The sequence below is a fragment of the Ciceribacter thiooxidans genome, assembly GCF_014126615.1.
Lineage (GTDB): Bacteria > Pseudomonadota > Alphaproteobacteria > Rhizobiales > Rhizobiaceae > Allorhizobium > Allorhizobium thiooxidans.
Map to the genome: position 1 here is coordinate 434,573 of NZ_CP059896.1, position 16,956 is coordinate 451,528.

The following is a 16,956-nucleotide window of genomic DNA, read 5'->3' on the forward strand; positions in this document are numbered from 1 at the left end:
CGACATAAGGGAACAAAGCCATGACGAAATTTCTGCAGACATCGATAAGCCGCCGCGGCGTGCTGGCCGGGTCGGTTGCCGGCGCTGGCATGCTGGCCATGCCCTCCATTCTCCGGGCCCAGGACAAGTCGCTGAAGGTCGGCGTCTACGGCGGCTACTTCAAGGACTCGTTCGACAAGAACATCTTCCCGGAATTCACCAAGGCGACCGGGATCGCGATCGAATCCGTCGCCGAGCCGACCGGCGAGGCCTGGCTCGTGCAGCTCGAGCAGGCGGCCAAGGCAGGCCAGGCGCCGGCCGACGTCTCGATGATGTCGCAGGTCGCGATGCTGAAGGGTCAGGCGACGAACCTCTGGTCGCCGCTCGACCTCGGCAAGATCAAGAACGCCTCGAATCTGGTCGACCATTTCGTCAACAAGTATCCGGACGGCAGGGTTGCCGGCCTCGGTGCCGTCGCCTGGTACATCACGCTCGTCACCAATACCGATGTCTACAAGGAGGCACCGACCTCCTGGGCGGCCCTCTGGGATCCGGCGAACGAGGACAAGCTCGGCCTGCTCGCGCTCGTTTCCAACTCCTTCCTTCTGGAGGTGACGGCGAAGACCTATTTCGGGGGTACCAATGCCCTCGACACCGAGGAGGGCATCCTGAAGGTGTTCGACAAGCTCGCCGAGGTGAAACCGAACGTCCGACTGTGGTATCGCGACGAGGCGCAGTTCGAGCAGGCGCTGAAATCCGGCGAGATCCCGATGGGGCAGTATTATCACGACGTGACGGGGCTTGCCGCTTCGGAAGGCCATCCGGTGCGCTCCACCTTCCCGAAGGAAGGTGGTATTCTCGACTCTGGCTGCTGGGCGCTGTCGCGGGCTTCCGAAAAGTCGGAGGAAGCTCATGTCTTCATCGACTACATGTGCCAGCCCTCGATCCAGGCGACGCTGTCGCGCAAGGTCGGCACCGCGCCGACGGTCAAGCGCGACCTGCTCGACCTGACGGCCGAGGAGTTCGCTGCTGTCTCCTCGGACATTGATCCGGTCATTCCTCGCTATGATCTCTACCAGACGAAGTCCGACTGGCTGAACCAGAAGTGGACCGAGCTGATCGTCGGCTGATCTGACGGTTGCTCTTATTCCCTCTCCCTGCAAGCGGGGAGAGGGGAGGCTGTCGCCTCGACCCGGACTCTTCTGCTTGAGCGTCCCATGAGATTGCGACACAATTCGCCGGCGCGATGATACCCGGCGCGGAAGGGCCATGTGCCCAGACCTTATTTGACTTCGGAGACATGATGTCCGGACTATCCCTCAACGGCGTCACCAAGCAATTCGGCCCCTTCACCGCCGTGGACGACGTGGCGCTGACCGTTCCGCACGGAACCTTCGTCTGCATGCTCGGCCCGTCCGGCTGCGGCAAGACGACCCTGCTCCGGATGATCGCCGGGCTCGACACGCCGACGAACGGAGCGATCGTGCTCGACGGTGAGGACATCACCCGTGTTCCCACGCACAAGCGCAATCTCGGCATGGTGTTCCAGTCGCTGGCGCTCTTTCCGCATCTGACCGTCGGCGAGAACATCGCCTACCCGCTGAGGATCCGTGGCATCGCGCGCGAGGCGCAGGTCCGGCGCGTCGAGGAGCTCCTGTCTCTAATCCACCTGCCGGGCTATGCCGACAGGCCGGTGAACAAGCTTTCCGGTGGCCAGCGCCAGCGCGTGGCGATCGCCCGCGCACTCGCCATCTCACCAAAACTCTTCCTGCTCGACGAGCCGCTTTCGGCGCTCGATGCCAAGCTGCGCGAGGCGATGCAGGTGGAATTGCGCAAGCTGCAGCAGCAGCTCGGCATCACCACCATCGTCGTCACGCACGACCAGCGCGAGGCGATGACCATGGCCGATACCGTGGTGGTGATGAACGGCGGCAAGATCCGCCAGGCGGCGAGCCCGATCGAGATCTACCGCAAACCCGCCGACCGTTTCGTCGCCGATTTCATCGGCTCGACCAATCTTCTGCCGCTCACGGTCGAGAGCGGGCGCACGCTGGTCCTCGGCGAGACGGTTGAAGGCATTGCCGCGCCGGGCCAGTCCGCCTGCAGTCTTTCCGTCCGTCCGGAGGACATCCATTTGTCGGCGCCGGGTGCCGGCCGGCTTTCCGGCCGCGTCACCTTCATTCGCGATCTCGGAGGCATGATCGAGACCTTCGTGGACGTCCGCGGCACCGAACTCATCGCCGTCTCGACGCCGCGCGAGCGCCCGGTCGTCAGCGTCGGCCAGGAGGTCGGCGTCATCATCGACCCGCAGACGGCCGTGGTGCTTGCCGCATGAGACGCGAACCACCCCAGAAGGCGCTCGACTACGCGCCGCTCGCCTTTCCGGCAGGAATGCTGATCCTGTTCTTTGTCATCCCCTTCGGGATGATGATCGCCGTCAGCTTCTTCCAGCGCCAGCAGGGCGGCTTTTACGAGCCGGCCTTCGTCTTCGACAACTATGCGCGGTTCCTCTCCGCCTTCTTCGGCGGCGTGCTCGGCTTCTCGCTGCTTCTCGCGATCACGGTTGCCGTGGTCTGCGTCGTACTCGGGCTTCCCTTCACCTACCTGCTCTCGCGCATGTCGCGGAAGGTGCAGGTGGTCTGGCTGGTGGCGCTCTTGTCGATCCTGTCGCTCTCCGAGGTCATCATCGGTTTTGCCTGGTCGACGTTGCTCTCACGAACCGCGGGGATCTCGAACCTCCTCGTCATGCTCGGGATCATGGCAAAGCCGGTGGCGCTGATGCCGAATTTCGGGGCGGTGCTGACGGGCATGGTCTACCAGGCGCTGCCCTATACCGTGCTCGTCCTCTATCCCGCGGTGGTGCGTCTCGACCCGACGCTGACGGAAGCGGCGCGCACGCTCGGCGCCTCGCCGGTGAGAGCCTTCCTGACCGTCGTCGTGCCGGCGCTTCGCAACACCATCATCGCGACGCTGATCATGGTCTTCATTTTCGCGCTCGGTTGCTATCTGTTGCCGCAGATCCTCGGTCGCCCGCAGCACTGGACGCTTTCGGTGCTGATCACCGATCAGGCGATCTACCAGTCGAACATGCCGTTCGCCGCCGCCATGGCCGTCTTCCTGGTGCTGGTGACGCTTGGCATGGTGGCGCTGACGCTTCTCGTCGGACGCAAGGGAGAGGCTGCATGAGCCGCAATCTGACACGTCTCTATTTCGTCCTGATCGGGATATTCCTCGCGATGCCGATCGTGGTGGTCGCCGGAGTGTCGGTCAACGAGAAGCAGAGCCTGACCTTCCCGCCGCAAGGATTTTCGCTTTCCTGGTACGGCGCGATCTTCACCGATCCGGGCTGGCGGGCGGCCTTGTTGTCGTCGCTGCTGCTGGCGCTCGCCTCTGCGGCGCTCGCAGTCGCCATCGCCCTGCCGCTCTCCTGGTTCCTTTGGCGGCGTATCGCGCCTTGGGCAAACATTTTCCGGGTTCTTGGGATAGCCCCGTTCACGCTGCCGCCGGTGATCACCGCGCTCGGTCTCCTGACCTTCTGGGCGGCGACGGGCTTCTATGGCCAGCCGTGGACGGCGGTCATCGGCCACGCGATCTTCTTCGTGACCCTGCCGCTGGTGACGCTTTCCCTCGGATTTTCGGCGATCGACCGGTCGCTTGTCGAGGCGGCGGCGACCATGGGCGCCGACGACCAGACGGTGTTCCGGACCGTCGTGCTGCCGCTCATCCGGCCATATCTGGTCTCGGGCTACGCCTTTGCTTTCGTGCTGTCGCTCAACGAGTACATCGTCGCCTACATGACGGTCGGCTTCACGATGGAGACCTTGCCGATCAAGATTTTCAACGCGCTGCGCTACGGCTATACGCCGGTGATGGCCTCCGTCACCGTGCTTTTCGTCGCGGCGGCGGCGTTGATCTTCGGGCTGGTGGCACGCTTCGGCGACCTGCCGAAGCTGCTCGGTGCCATGGCCGCCGACGAACGCTGACCGTCGACGGCCTTGTGTTGCACGGCCGGCGTCAGGCCTGGAGGCCGCCGCGCAGCATCTCGATGATGGCGGAAAAGTCGCGCGCGCCCTGTCCCTGCTTTTCGAAGAGGCCGTAGATCTGCGCGGCCTCCGCACCGAGCGGGGTCGCCGCGCCGGTCGAGAGTGCTGCGTCCTGGGCGAGCTTCAGGTCCTTCAGCATCAGCGCCGCGGCAAAGCCCGGCCGGTATTCGTTGTTGGCAGGCGAGGTCGGGACGGGTCCGGGGACGGGGCAATAGGTGTTCAGCGACCAGCACTGGCCCGATGACGTCGAGGCGACGTCGAACAGCGCTTGGTGCGAGAGGCCGAGCGCCTCGCCGAGCACGAAGGCCTCGCAGACGCCGATCATGGAAATGCCGAGGATCATGTTGTTGCAGATCTTCGCCGCCTGGCCGGCGCCGTTGCCGCCGCAATGGACGATCTTGCGCCCCATGGCTTCGAGATAGGGCTTCGCGCGCTCGAACACGTCCCCCGATCCGCCGGCCATGAAGGTCAGCGTGCCGGCGGCAGCGCCACCCGTACCACCGGAGACGGGGGCGTCGAGCGAGGCGCAGCCCTTGCCGGCGGCAAGCTCATGGGCCTGGCGTGCGCTGTCGACGTCGATGGTCGAGCAGTCGATCAGGAGCGTGGAGGCGGGGACCGCCTTGACGAGTTCGCGCCAGACGGCGAGCACATGCTCGCCCTTCGGCAGCATGGTGACGACGACGTCCGCACCTTCCACGGCTTCCGCCAGCGAGGAAGCGGCAGTTACCCCATTTTCCTCCGCCGCCTTCAGAATCTCCGCGGAGAGGTCGAAGCCGCGAACTTGGTGCCCGGCCTTGACGAGGTTGGCGGCCATCGGGCCGCCCATATTGCCCAGTCCGATGAATGCGATGGGTGTTGCCACGGGGAGTCTCCTTCTATCGGTTGTCGGCAAGGATCATTTCGGCGGCCTTCTCGGCGATCATGATCGTCGGCGAGTTGGTGTTGCCGGAGGTAATAGTCGGCATGATCGAGGCATCGGCGATCCTGAGGCGCTTGAGCGCACGCATCCGGAGCCGCGGGTCGACGACGCTTTCGGTGTCGGCGCCCATGCGGCAGGTGCCGACCGGATGGAAGATCGTCGTGCCGATGTCGCCGGCCGCACGGATCAGGTCCTCGTCCGTCTCGAAGGCGGGGCCGGGCTTGTATTCCTCCGGCCGGTAGCGTGCGAACGAGGGCTGACCGGCGATCCTGCGGGTCAGACGGATCGAGCGGATCGCCGTCTCCCGGTCGCCTGCGGTCGACAGGTAGTGTGGGCTAATCACCGGCTGGGCGGCGAAGTCCGGGCTCTGCAGGTGGATCGAGCCGCGGCTCTCCGGCCGCAGGTTGCAGACGCTCGCTGTGATCGCCGGGAAGGGATGGACCGGATCGCCGAACTTGTCGAGCGACACGGGCTGGACATGGTATTCGAGGTCGGCGGTGTCCTTGTCCGGGCTGGACTTCGTGAAGATGCCGAGCTGGCTCGGTGCCATCGCCATCGGGCCGGAGCGTCGCAAGAGGTATTCCAGCCCGATCGCCGCCTTTCCGACGAGGCTCGACGCCTTCTCGTTCAGCGTCGGCAGGCCGGTCACCTTGTAGACGAGCCGGAGCTGCAGATGGTCCTGCAGGTTCTCGCCGACGCCCTTCACCTCCGTCACCACTTCGACGCCGGCCTTTTGCAGGACATCGCCGCGTCCGACGCCGGAGAGTTCGAGGATGTGCGGGCTGCCGATCGCGCCGGCGGCGAGCACCGTCTCGCGACGGGCGCGGAAGATCTTCGTCGTGCCCTCGTGCCAGACTTCGACGCCGGCGACCGCGCCGTCCTCGATAATGAGCCGCTTCGCCTGCGCCCTCGTCAGCACGGTGAGGTTGCCGCGCTTGACCGCCGGCCGCAGGAAGGCCTTGGCTGTGTTCCAGCGGATGCCCGCGCGCTGGTTGACGTCGAAGTAGCCGGAGCCTTCGTTGTCGCCGCGGTTGAAATCGTCGGTCATCGGAATGCCGGCTTCGAGTGCGGCCTTCTGGAAGGCTTCGAGGATCGCCCAGCGGACGCGGGCCTTCTCGACCCGCCACTCGCCGCCCGTGCCGTGCGCGCCGTCGGCGCCCTTGTAGAAGTCCTCGGACTTGCGGAAGATCGGCAGCACGTCGTCCCAGCCCCAGCCGGTGCAGCCCATCTGCCGCCAGAGGTCGTAGTCCCGCGCCTGTCCGCGCATATAGATCATGCCGTTGATCGACGAGCAGCCGCCGAGCACCTTGCCGCGCGGATAGAGGAGGGCGCGGCCGTTCAGACCCTCTTCCTTCGCCGTGGTGAAGCACCAGTCCGTCCGCGGATTGTTGATGCAGTAGAGATAGCCGACCGGGATGTGAATCCAGTGGTAGTTGTCGTTGCCGCCCGCTTCGAGGAGCAACACCCGCGTCGAACGGTCCGCGGCAAGCCGGTTGGCCAGAACGCAGCCGGCACTTCCTGCGCCGACGATGATGTAGTCAAAGGATTCCATTCGCCACTCCGCAAGTGTCCGCTCCCGGCCCTCCTCGGGGCCGGAACGTCTCCGTCGTCGTTGTCAATGCGTCGCCGGCCAGGGCCGACCCCGTTAGTTGCGGCTAGTGCCGATGTTCGAAGCCGAGCGTGCGTCCGAGGCGGGAGGCATAGAACTCGCCGACGATCCCGCGCCGGAACAGCAGCACGCACACCATGAAAACGAGGCCGGTGATGATGGTGACGGGAAATTCCGAGGTTGCGAGATAATTCCCGAGCGTCACCACGAGGCCTGCGCCGATTACCGGGCCGACGAGCGTTCCGATGCCGCCGAGCAACGTCATCAGGATTACTTCGCCGGACATCTGCCAGGTGACGTCGGTGAGCGTCGCGAATTGGAAGACCAGGGCCTTCAGCCCGCCGGCCAGTCCGGCGAGTGCCGCCGACATCACGAATGCGCCCAGCTTGTAGCGCGCCACGGAATAGCCGAGCGAGGTTGCCCGCACCTCGTTCTCGCGGATCGACTTCAGGATCATGCCGAAGGGCGAATTGATGAAGCGCCAGATCACCAGCATGCCGATGAGGAAGACTGCAAGCACGAAGAAGTACATGTTGAGCGGTGTGCCGAGATCGATGAAGCCGAGGAGCTTGCCGCGCGGTACGGACTGGATGCCGTCCTCGCCGTGGGTGAATTCCGCCTGCAGGCAGAAGAAGTAAAACATCTGCGCGAGTGCCAGGGTGATCATGGCGAAGTAGATGCCCTGCCGGCGGATCGCGAAGAAGCCCATGATGAGGCCGAGTACGGCCGCGCCCGCAACCCCGACGAGGAGCCCGAGTTCCGGCGGAAAGTCCCATTCCTTGACCGCGTGGGCGGTGAAGTAGGCAGCTCCTCCGAAGAAGGCCGCATGGCCGAAGGAGAGGAGACCGGTATAGCCGAGCAGCAGGTTGAAGGAGCCTGCAAACAGCGCGAAGCACAGCAGCTTCATCACGAAGATCGGGTAGAGGAAGAACGGGGCGGCGGCGAGAAGTCCGATGCCGCACGCAAGCAGGATCATCTGCACGAGGGCTGGACGTCTGCCGTCGATGTCGGAAGTGGTCGTTACCTGAGCCATGTCATGCATCCCGGCCGAAGAGGCCTGCCGGCCTGATGAGAAGAACGATCGCCATGATGACGAAGATCACGATGTTGGACGCCTCCGGATAGAAGACCTTGGTCAGACCTTCGGCGATCCCGAGCATGTAGCCGGTAACGATCGCCCCCATGATCGAGCCCATGCCGCCGACGACCACCACCGCGAAGACCACGATGATGATGTTTGAACCCATCAGCGGCGACACCTGGTAGACCGGAGCGGCGAGCACGCCGGCGAAGGCAGCGAGCGCCACGCCGAGGCCGTAGGTGAGGGTCAAGAGCACCGGCACGTTGACGCCGAAGACCTGCACCAGCGTCGAGTTTTCGGTCGCGGCGCGCAGATAGGCGCCAAGCTTGGTCTTCTCGATCAGAAGCCAGGTGGCGATGCAGATCACGAGCGACACCACGACCACCCAGCCGCGATAGATCGGCAGGAACATGAAGCCGAGATTGGTGCCGCCGGCGAGCGCCGCAGGCGTCGCATAGGGTTGTCCCGATGCCCCGTAGAGATAGCGGAAGGTTCCCTCGATCGTCAGCGCCAGGCCGAAGGTGAAGAGGAGACCATAAAGCGGGTCGAGGTCGTAGAGGCGACGGAGGAAGAGCCGTTCGATGACCGCGCCGAAAAGACCGACGATCAGCGGTGCGAGAATCAGTGCCGGCCAGTAACCGATGCCCCGAAGGTCAGCAGCAGATAGGCGGCGAAGGCGCCGAGCATGTATTGCGCACCGTGGGCGAAATTGATCATCCGCAGGAGGCCGAAGATGATCGCAAGCCCGAGGCTCAGCAGGGCATAGAAGGAGCCGTTGATGAGGCCGATCAGGAGTTGTCCGAGGAGAGCCTGGAGCGGGATGCCGAAGATTGTCGCCATGGTTCAGACCCCCAGGACCTTGTGGAGCATGTCCATGCGCTCTGGCAGCTCCTCCACCTTGAACTCGGAAACCATCTGGCCGTGCTCCATAAGGTAGAAGCGGTCGGCCACGCGGCTTGCGAAACGGAAGTTCTGCTCGACGAGCAACACGGTCATGCCGCGTTCCTTGAGCGTCTTCAGCACTTCCCCGATGCGCTGGACGATGACGGGAGCAAGCCCTTCCGTCGGCTCGTCGAGAATCAGTAACTTGACGCCGGTCCGCAGGATGCGGGCGATCGCCAGCATCTGCTGCTCGCCGCCGGAAAGCCGGGTGCCGGGGCTGTTGCGCCGCTCGTGAAGGTTCGGGAAGAGCTCGAAAATTTCGTCGAGCGACATGCCGCCTTCGGCGACCTGCGGTGGCAAAAGCAGATTCTCCATGACCGAAAGGCTAGAGAAAATGCCGCGTTCCTCCGGTACGAAGCCGATGCCGCAGCGGGCGGTGCGGTGCAGCGGTACCTTCATCATGTCGGTGCCGTTGAAAATGATCTGACCCTTGCGGGCGCGCACGATCCCGACCAGCGTGCGCAGTGTCGTCGTCTTGCCGACGCCGTTGCGGCCGAGAATGGTCACCGTCTCGCCTTCGCGAACGGTCATGTCGACGCCGTGCAGGATGTGGCTTTCGCCGTACCAGGCGTTTAGGCCGCGGACCTCGAGAAGTGCCGTCATCTCACGCCTCCTCCGTGCCCATATAGGCGACGCGCACGCGCGGATCGCTGCTGACGGTGTCGTAGTCGCCCTCGGCGAGGATCTCGCCACGTTGCAGGACGGTGACGTGGTGGCAGATGTCGGCGACGACAGAGAGATTGTGCTCCACCATCAGCACGGCGCGGGTCTTTGCGACCTCGCGAATGAGGCTGGCGATCACTCGCACATCCTCCTGGCCCATGCCGGCGAGCGGCTCATCAAGAAGCAGGACCTTGGGATCAAGGGCGAGCGTCGTTGCGATCTCCAGCGCGCGCTTGCGGCCATAGGAGAGATCGGCGGCGATCGCGTTGCGCTCGCGAGTGAGGCCGACGCTCTCGAGCAGATCTTCAGCGCGCGATGTCAGCGTGTCGAGCGCCGAAAGAGGACGCCAGAACTGGTGGGCGAGCCCGTTCGGACGCTGGAGCGCCACACGCACGTTGTCGAGCACGCTCAGATGCGGGAATACCGCGGAAATCTGGAAGGAACGGACGAGTCCCATCCGCGCGACCTTGTCGGCCGGCGTGCTGGTGATTTCCTCGCCGAGCAGCGTGATCGTGCCCGCCGTCGGCTGCAGGAATTTGGTGAGCAGGTTGAAGACCGTGGTCTTGCCCGCACCGTTTGGTCCGATCAGGGCATGCACCTGTGCGTGATGGACGTCGAGGTCGACGTCCCGGACGGCGGTAAAGCCGCCGAAATCACGGCGGAGGCCGCGCGCGGACAACACCACGCGCGGCTCCGTAGGCGTTCGTTCGGAAGGAAGGCTCATCATTTGCAGCCAGGCTTACTTCACGAGCTCGCAACCGCTCTTGGCCGGATCGATATAGGCTTCCTTGCCGGGAATGGTTGCGAGAACGTTGAAGTAGTCCCAGGGCTCCTTGCTGTCGCCGGGCTTCTTCACTTCGAGCAGGTACATGTCGTGGAACATGCGGCCGTTGGGGCCGACCGTGCCGCCGCGACCGAATACGTCGTCGACCGGCATTTCGTGCAGAGCCTTGGCGACGGCTTCCGTCTCGTCCGTCCCGGCTTTTTCGACCGCCTTCAGGTACTGCAGGACGGCGGAATAGGTGCCGGCATGGACCATGTTCGGCATCTTGCCGGTACGCTCGAAGAAGCGCTTGCCGAACTTCTGGCTGTCCTCGTCGCGGTTCCAGTAGAAGCCTTCCGTGAGTGTCAGGCCCTGTGCCGCCTCGAGGCCGAGGCCGTGGACTTCCGCGAGCGTGAAGAGGAGAGCGGCGAGACGCTGGCCACCCTGGGTGATGCCGAACTCGGCCGCCTGCTTGATCGCGTTCTGCGTGTCGGCTCCGGCATTGGCGAGGCCGACCACCTTGGCGCCGGAGGATTGTGCCTGCAGCAGGAAGGACGAGAAGTCGGTGCTCGCGAGCGGATGGCGTACCGCGCCTACGACCGTACCGCCGTTCGCCTTCACGAAATCGCTGGTCTGCTGTTCGAGAGAGTAGCCGAAGGCATAGTCGGCGGTCAGGAAGAACCAGCTGTCGCCGCCCTGCTTCACGAGCGCGCCGCCGGTGCCGACTGCGAGCGCATGCGTGTCATAGGCCCAGTGGAAACCGTAGGGGCTGCACTGCTTGCCGGTGAGTTCGGTGGTGGCCGCGCCGGTGACGATGTCGATCTTCTTCTTTTCCTTGGCGATTGCCTGAACGGCGAGCGCGACGGAAGAGGTCGTCAGTTCCATGATCGCGTCGACCTGCTCGGTGTCGTACCACTGGCGGGCGATGTTGGAGGCGATGTCCGGCTTGTTCTGGTGGTCGGCGTCGACGATCTCGACCGGCACGCCGAGCACCTTGCCGCCGTAATCCTCGATTGCCATCTTCGCGGCCTCGACGGACGACTTGCCGCCGAAGTCGGCATAGACGCCGGACTGGTCGTTCAGGATGCCGATCTTGACTTTGCCGTCCGATGCGTCGGCGAGAGCAGCGGTGCTGCTCGCCAGCACGATCGCCAGCGAGGCGATGAGATTCTTGCGCATATGGTCTCCTCCCAGAGTCTTCCAGACTGCGAATCTGTTCAATTTTGACCAGCCGCGCTCCTCAACGTGGCCGATCGTGAGGGCATGATCCGGGAAAAGAACGATTGACGCAAGTTTTAGCGCCGACTAATTGCAAACAGGTTCTGTTCGTTTTTGAACAGAAGGCGGGGCAGGCATGCATTTCACCTGGGACGATCTACAGTATTTCCTCGCAGTTGCCCGCACGGGACAGTTGTCCACCGCGGCAAGGCAGCTGCGGACCAGCCACGCGACCGTCTCGCGGCGGATCGACCGGCTGGAATTCGCGTTGAAGGTCAAACTCTTCGAGCGCAATCCGCGCGGCTACGTGCTGACCGGTATGGGGCAGCGTTTCGTCGAGACGGCCGAGAAGATGGAACAGGAGACCGAGCGGCTGCAGGCCGACCTTGCGGGAGGCGGCAGCGCGCAGCGCGGCGTCGTGCGGCTCAGCGCGCCGGAGGGCTTCTCCAATTTCTTCTTCACCAGCACGCTTCAGACTTTCGTAGCAGCCTTGCCGAGCATCTCGCTGGAACTGGTGACGATCCAGCAGATCATGGCGCTCTCGCGCAAGGAGGCCGACCTCGCGGTCGTCCTCGACCCACCGAAAGCGGGGCCGTATTTTTCCGAGAAGCTTTGCGACTACCGGCTGAAGATCTACGGCACGCGGGGATATCTCGAGAGCCGCGGCGTTCCGCAAAGCCGCGACGACCTCCTGGACCACGCCTTCATCGGCTATATCGAAGACATGATCTTCGCGCCGGGCCTCGACTATCTCGGCGACATCCATCCGCGCATAAAGCCGCGCTTCCAGAGTTCGAGCATCTTTGCGCAGCTGACGGCGACACGGAACGGACTCGGGCTCTGCGTGCTGCCGATCTTCATCGCCAAGAACTATCCGGAGCTGGAGGTCGTTCTCGAGGACGAGGTCGAGCTGCTGCGCCACTACTGGATCACCTGCCACCGCGACCTGCGGCAGGTGGGGCGCGTCCGGAGCGTCATCGAGTTTCTGCGCAACATTGTGCGGGAAAACATGGATGCGTTCCTTGGGACGCGGGTGGAAAAACCCGACGGTGCCGGTTCTGTGAGCGCGGCGGAAGTGCTCGCCTAGGCGTTCCGCAACCGCCCTTCCGCGAGGTCGAGCACCGACTTCGCCGCGTCCATGACATTGGTGCCGGGGCCGAAGACGGCGGAGACGCCGTGGTCCATGAGGTAGTCGTAGTCCTGGCGCGGGATGACCCCGCCGACGACGACGATGACGTCTTCGGCGCCCTTCGCCTTCAGCGCCTCTATGAGCTGCGGGGCGAGCGTCTTGTGACCGGCGGCGAGCGAGGACATGCCGACGACCTGCACCTTCTCGGCGACGGCGAGATCGGCGGCCTCTTCCGGCGTCTGGAAGAGCGGGCCGGCGACGACGTCGAAACCGATATCGCCGAAGGCCGACGCGATCACCTTGGCGCCGCGGTCGTGGCCGTCCTGGCCGAGCTTGGCGACGAGGATGCGGGGTGCCGCGCCCTTGACCTCCCGGTAGTGCTTCAGGCGGTCGGAAAGCGTTGCCAGCTCCGGATCACCCTCGTAGGCCTTGCCGTAGATGTTGCGGACGACCTTCGGCACGGCGGTATGGTCGCCGAAGACCTTGCGCATGGCGTCGGAGATTTCCCCGACGCTCGCCCGTGCGCGGGCGGCCTCGACGGCAGCTTGAAGCAGATTGCCTTCGCCGCTTTCGGCAACGGCCGCCAGCCGGGCAAGGGCTGTCTCGACGGTTTTCGGGTCGCGCTGGCGCCGGATCTGTTCTAGCCGCCTGATCTGGGCGGTGCGCACGGCGGAATTGTCGATCTCCAGGATGTCGATCGGCTGCTCATCGTTCAAACGGAACTTGTTGACGCCGACGATCACCTCTTCGCCCTTGTCGACCGCTGCCTGGCGGCGGGTGGCGGCTTCCTCGATCAGCTTTTTCGGCAGGCCGGCGTCGACGGCCCTGGTCATGCCGCCCATCGCCTCGACTTCCTCGATCAGTGCCCAGGCCTTGTCGGCGAGTTCCTTGGTCAGGCTCTCGACATAGTAGGAGCCGGCGAGCGGATCGACCACCTTGGTGACGCCCGTCTCGTGCTGGAGGATCAGCTGGGTGTTGCGGGCGATGCGGGCGGAAAAGTCGGTCGGCAGTGCGATCGCCTCGTCGAGCGCGTTGGTGTGCAGCGACTGGGTGCCGCCGAGCGCAGCCGAGAGCGCCTCGTAGGCGGTGCGGATGACGTTGTTGTAAGGGTCCTGTTCCTGCAGCGATACGCCCGAGGTCTGACAGTGGGTGCGCAGCATCAGCGAGGAGGCCTTCTGGGGCTGGAACTCCTCCATGATGCGGGTCCACAAGAGGCGCGCGGCGCGCAGCTTCGCCGCCTCCATGAAGAAGTTCATGCCGATCGCGAAGAAGAAGGAGAGGCGACCGGCGAAATCATCGACGTTCAGGCCCTTCTTCAGGGCGGCGCGGACATATTCGCGCCCATCCGCGAGCGTGAAGGCGAGTTCCTGCACCAGCGTCGCCCCGGCTTCCTGCATGTGGTAGCCGGAGATCGAGATGGAGTTGAACTTCGGCATCTCCTTCGCCGTGTATTCGATGATGTCGGCGATGATCCGCATCGAGGGTTCCGGCGGATAGATGTAGGTGTTGCGGACCATGAACTCTTTCAGGATGTCGTTCTGGATGGTCCCGGAAAGCTGCGCCCGCGGCACGCTCTGTTCTTCGCCTGCGACGATGAAGTTCGCGAGGATCGGTATCACCGCGCCGTTCATGGTCATCGAGACGGAGATCTTTTCGAGCGGGATGCCGTCGAAGAGGATCTTCATGTCCTCGACCGAGTCGATCGCGACACCGGCCTTGCCGACATCGCCGACGACGCGCGGATGGTCGCTGTCATAGCCGCGATGGGTCGCGAGGTCGAAGGCGACGGAAACGCCCTGCTGGCCGGCGGCGAGATTGCGGCGGTAGAAGGCGTTCGATTCCTCCGCGGTGGAAAAGCCCGCATACTGGCGGATCGTCCAGGGCCGTCCGGCATACATGGTCGCGCGCGGACCGCGAACGAAGGGCGCAAACCCCGGCAGGCTGTCGAGATGGTCCATGCCTTCGAGGTCTTCGGCCGTATAGAGCGGCTTGACCTCGATGCCTTCCGGCGTGTGCCAGGTGAGGCTGTCGGCCGGGCGCTTCAGCTCCTTTTCGGCCAGCGCATCCCAGTCCTTGATGGTCTTCTTGGTCATCCGGTCATCTCCCTGCTTCGTGCGGACTGCATGTCGACGCGTCTCGCCTGTTTCGTGGCGTCAGCCCCTCTGTCGGCACAGCCGGCAGAGGGGTAACCCGACCGCTAACATTGCCTGCGTCCTCATCCCTCGAATTCCATGATCAGTTCGTCCACGGCGAGGCTCTGGCCGGCCTTGGCGGCGATGCGCTTGACCACGCCCCGCCTTTCCGCCTTCAGCACGTTCTCCATTTTCATCGCCTCGACCGTTGCGAGCGCCTGTCCGGCCTCGACTTGATCGCCTTCCTTGACCGCGACCGAGGTGATCACGCCGGGCATCGGGCAGAGCAGCATCTTCGAGGTATCCGGCGGCAGCTTTTCCGGCATCAGTTTCGCAAGCTCGGCGACGCGCGGTGAGCGCACGCGGGCGATCACGTCCATGCCGCGCCAGCGCAGCCGGATGCCGGCACCGGCAAGGCCGATCTTGACGCCGATGGTCATGCCGTCGACATGGAAGCGGGCATGGGCCTGTCCCGGAACCCATCCGCCGGTGATCGACGATACGGCGCCGTCCGCAAAGCGGGCGAAGGTGCCGTCCGCGGAGGTTTCCACCGTCAGCGGATATTCGTGCCCGGCGAGCGTCACCACCCAGTCGCGGCCGACGATGCGGCGGTGGTTGCCGATCGTGCCGGAAATCTGCACTGCGCGATCCTGCAGGATCTGGTTGCTAAAGGCGGCGATGACCGCGAGCTTGCGGGCCGAATCCGCGTCCGGCGCCACGCCGGCAAAGCCTTCCGGGAATTCCTCGGCGATGAAGGCGGTGGTGAGCCGTCCCTCGCGGAAGCGCTGGTGTTCCATCACGGCGGAGAGGAAGGGCAGGTTGTGGCCGATGCCTTCGACCTCGAAATCGTCGAGCGCCGCGCTCATCGCGTCGACCGCCTCGAGGCGGCTCGGTGCCCAGGTGCAGAGCTTCGCGATCATCGGGTCGTAATACATCGAGATCTCGCCGCCCTCGTAGACGCCGGTATCGTTGCGGATGATCGTGCCGTCGTCCTGGCGGCCTTGGACCGGCGGACGGTAACGGGTCAGCCTCCCGATCGACGGCAGGAAGTTGCGGTAGGGGTCCTCTGCGTAGAGGCGGCTTTCGATCGCCCAGCCGTCGAGCTTCACGTCCTCCTGGCCGAAGGAAAGCTTCTCGCCGGCGGCGACGCGGATCATCTGCTCGACGAGATCGAGGCCGGTCACCAGCTCGGTCACCGGGTGCTCGACCTGCAGGCGGGTGTTCATCTCGAGGAAGTAGAACTTGTTCTGCTTGCCGTCGACGATGAACTCCACCGTACCTGCGGAGTGGTAGCCGACCGCCTTGGCGAGCGCGACGGCCTGCTCGCCCATCGCCTTGCGGGTCGCGGCGTCGAGGAACGGTGAGGGGGCCTCCTCGATGACCTTCTGGTTGCGCCGCTGGATCGAGCATTCGCGCTCGCCGAGATAGAGCACGTTGCCGTGCTTGTCGCCGAGCACCTGGATTTCGATGTGGCGGGGTTCGGTGACGAACTTCTCGATGAAGATGCGGTCGTCGCCAAAGGAGTTCTTGGCTTCATTGCGCGACGACTGGAAGCCCTCGCGGGCTTCCTCGGCGTTCCACGCAATGCGCATGCCCTTGCCGCCGCCGCCGGCGGACGCCTTGATCATCACCGGGTAACCGATCTGGTCGGAAATCTTCACCGCTTCGTCGGCATCCTCGATCAGGCCCATGTGGCCGGGCACGGTCGAGACGCCGGCTTCGGCGGCGAGCTTCTTCGAGGTAATCTTGTCGCCCATGGCCTGGATCGCGCCGACCGGCGGGCCGACGAAGGTGACGCCCTCATTGGCGAGTGCATCGGCGAAGACGGCGTTTTCCGAGAGAAAACCGTAGCCCGGATGGACGGCATCGGCCCCCGACTTGCGGATCGCCTCGAGGATGTTTTCGATGACGATGTAGGACTGGTTCGACGGTGCCGGACCGATATGGATCGCCTCGTCGGCCATCTTCACATGCAGCGCGTCGCGGTCGGCGTCGGAATAGACGGCGACGGTGGCGATGCCCATCTTCTTTGCCGTCTTGATGACACGGCAGGCGATTTCACCACGGTTAGCGATCAGCAGTTTCTTGATTGTCACCGTCACACCTCGAATACGTCTTCAAAAGATTCCGGAAAGTTCTGCCGACCGACCCTTTCGTCGATCATCAGCATGGCTTCGTAGGAAAGCGGGTCGAAATTCCTGTCCGCCGCGACGACTTCGCGGCCGAAAAGAAGGCTGAGCCGGGCGGCATCCAGGTTGCCGCGTTCGAACGGCTCCGGCCCGAAATAATGCCAGAGGGCATGCAAGAAGGCCGCGTCGATGCGGTGCTCCTTGGTGCCGGGCCTCGCCTTGCGCGGCAGCGCCTTCAGCGGGGTCACGCCCCTGGGGTTGGCGCGCCGGATGGTGAACTGCACACCGGTTCCCGGCATGCCGGACGGAAACCCCTTGTGCTTGGTCATGTCGGGAAGGTCGGCCATCG

Annotated in this window: 14 protein-coding genes and 1 pseudogene; 5 read left to right on the forward strand and 10 right to left on the reverse strand. The window is 64.4% G+C overall.

What is annotated here, in order from left to right; all coding sequences use genetic code 11:
• Positions 1-20: 20 nt before the first annotated feature.
• The 4 genes from H4I97_RS01965 (at position 21) to H4I97_RS01980 (ending at position 3,962) form a co-directional block, all read left to right on the forward strand.
• The gene (locus tag H4I97_RS01965; protein ID WP_182306285.1) at positions 21-1,109 is read left to right on the forward strand and encodes an ABC transporter substrate-binding protein; all 1,089 of its coding nucleotides are present in this window, start codon (positions 21-23) and stop codon (positions 1,107-1,109) included.
• A gap of 173 nt (positions 1,110-1,282) precedes the next feature.
• The gene (locus H4I97_RS01970; RefSeq protein ID WP_182306286.1) at positions 1,283-2,314 is read left to right on the forward strand and encodes an ABC transporter ATP-binding protein; all 1,032 of its coding nucleotides are present in this window, start codon (positions 1,283-1,285) and stop codon (positions 2,312-2,314) included.
• On the forward strand, positions 2,311-3,165 hold the full coding sequence (locus H4I97_RS01975; protein WP_182306287.1) for an ABC transporter permease: 855 nt from the start codon (positions 2,311-2,313) through the stop codon (positions 3,163-3,165). The genes H4I97_RS01970 and H4I97_RS01975 overlap by 4 nt, the downstream gene beginning before the upstream one ends.
• Positions 3,162-3,962, forward strand: a complete 801-nt coding sequence (locus H4I97_RS01980) for an ABC transporter permease (protein ID WP_182306288.1) — start codon at positions 3,162-3,164, stop codon at positions 3,960-3,962. The genes H4I97_RS01975 and H4I97_RS01980 overlap by 4 nt, the downstream gene beginning before the upstream one ends.
• Positions 3,963-3,993: 31 nt before the next feature.
• Here H4I97_RS01980 and mmsB read toward each other — a convergent pair whose 3' ends face one another.
• From mmsB to H4I97_RS02015, 7 genes and pseudogenes are all read right to left on the reverse strand, one after another.
• On the reverse strand, positions 3,994-4,848 hold the full coding sequence (gene mmsB, locus H4I97_RS01985) for a 3-hydroxyisobutyrate dehydrogenase (RefSeq protein ID WP_244658751.1): 855 nt from the start codon (positions 4,846-4,848) through the stop codon (positions 3,994-3,996).
• A gap of 49 nt (positions 4,849-4,897) precedes the next feature.
• Positions 4,898-6,493 (reverse strand): GMC family oxidoreductase, encoded by a 1,596-nt coding sequence (locus H4I97_RS01990; protein ID WP_182306290.1) that lies wholly within the window; start codon positions 6,491-6,493, stop codon positions 4,898-4,900.
• A 103-nt stretch (positions 6,494-6,596) separates the two neighbouring features.
• A complete protein-coding gene (locus H4I97_RS01995) occupies positions 6,597-7,583 on the reverse strand; it encodes a branched-chain amino acid ABC transporter permease (RefSeq protein WP_182306291.1) in 987 nt (328 codons plus the stop codon).
• A 1-nt stretch (position 7,584) separates the two neighbouring features.
• Positions 7,585-8,471 (reverse strand): annotated as a pseudogene (locus H4I97_RS02000) (branched-chain amino acid ABC transporter permease).
• Positions 8,472-8,474: 3 nt separating this feature from the next.
• Positions 8,475-9,176 carry an ABC transporter ATP-binding protein gene (locus H4I97_RS02005; RefSeq protein WP_182306292.1) on the reverse strand — a complete coding sequence of 234 codons (702 nt, stop codon included), beginning with the start codon at positions 9,174-9,176 and terminating at the stop codon, positions 8,475-8,477.
• A gap of 1 nt (position 9,177) precedes the next feature.
• Positions 9,178-9,960 (reverse strand): ABC transporter ATP-binding protein, encoded by a 783-nt coding sequence (locus tag H4I97_RS02010; protein WP_182306293.1) that lies wholly within the window; start codon positions 9,958-9,960, stop codon positions 9,178-9,180.
• Between the two features lie 15 nt (positions 9,961-9,975).
• The gene (locus tag H4I97_RS02015) at positions 9,976-11,178 is read right to left on the reverse strand and encodes an ABC transporter substrate-binding protein (RefSeq protein WP_182306294.1); all 1,203 of its coding nucleotides are present in this window, start codon (positions 11,176-11,178) and stop codon (positions 9,976-9,978) included.
• A 175-nt stretch (positions 11,179-11,353) separates the two neighbouring features.
• Here H4I97_RS02015 and H4I97_RS02020 point away from each other — a divergent pair, with 175 nt between their 5' ends.
• Positions 11,354-12,304, forward strand: a complete 951-nt coding sequence (locus tag H4I97_RS02020) for a LysR family transcriptional regulator (RefSeq protein WP_182306295.1) — start codon at positions 11,354-11,356, stop codon at positions 12,302-12,304.
• Here the strand turns inward: H4I97_RS02020 and scpA are convergent.
• The 3 genes from scpA to H4I97_RS02035 all read right to left on the reverse strand — a co-directional run bounded on the left by scpA (position 12,301) and on the right by H4I97_RS02035 (position 16,954).
• The gene (gene scpA, locus H4I97_RS02025) at positions 12,301-14,439 is read right to left on the reverse strand and encodes a methylmalonyl-CoA mutase (protein WP_182306296.1); all 2,139 of its coding nucleotides are present in this window, start codon (positions 14,437-14,439) and stop codon (positions 12,301-12,303) included. The genes H4I97_RS02020 and scpA overlap by 4 nt on opposite strands.
• Positions 14,440-14,561: 122 nt before the next feature.
• Positions 14,562-16,580: an acetyl-CoA carboxylase biotin carboxylase subunit gene (locus H4I97_RS02030; protein ID WP_182306297.1), complete on the reverse strand. Its 2,019-nt coding sequence runs from the start codon at positions 16,578-16,580 to the stop codon at positions 14,562-14,564.
• Positions 16,577-16,954, reverse strand: a complete 378-nt coding sequence (locus H4I97_RS02035) for a hypothetical protein (protein WP_182306298.1) — start codon at positions 16,952-16,954, stop codon at positions 16,577-16,579. Before H4I97_RS02035 ends, H4I97_RS02030 begins: the two co-directional genes overlap by 4 nt.
• Positions 16,955-16,956 lie beyond the last annotated feature (2 nt).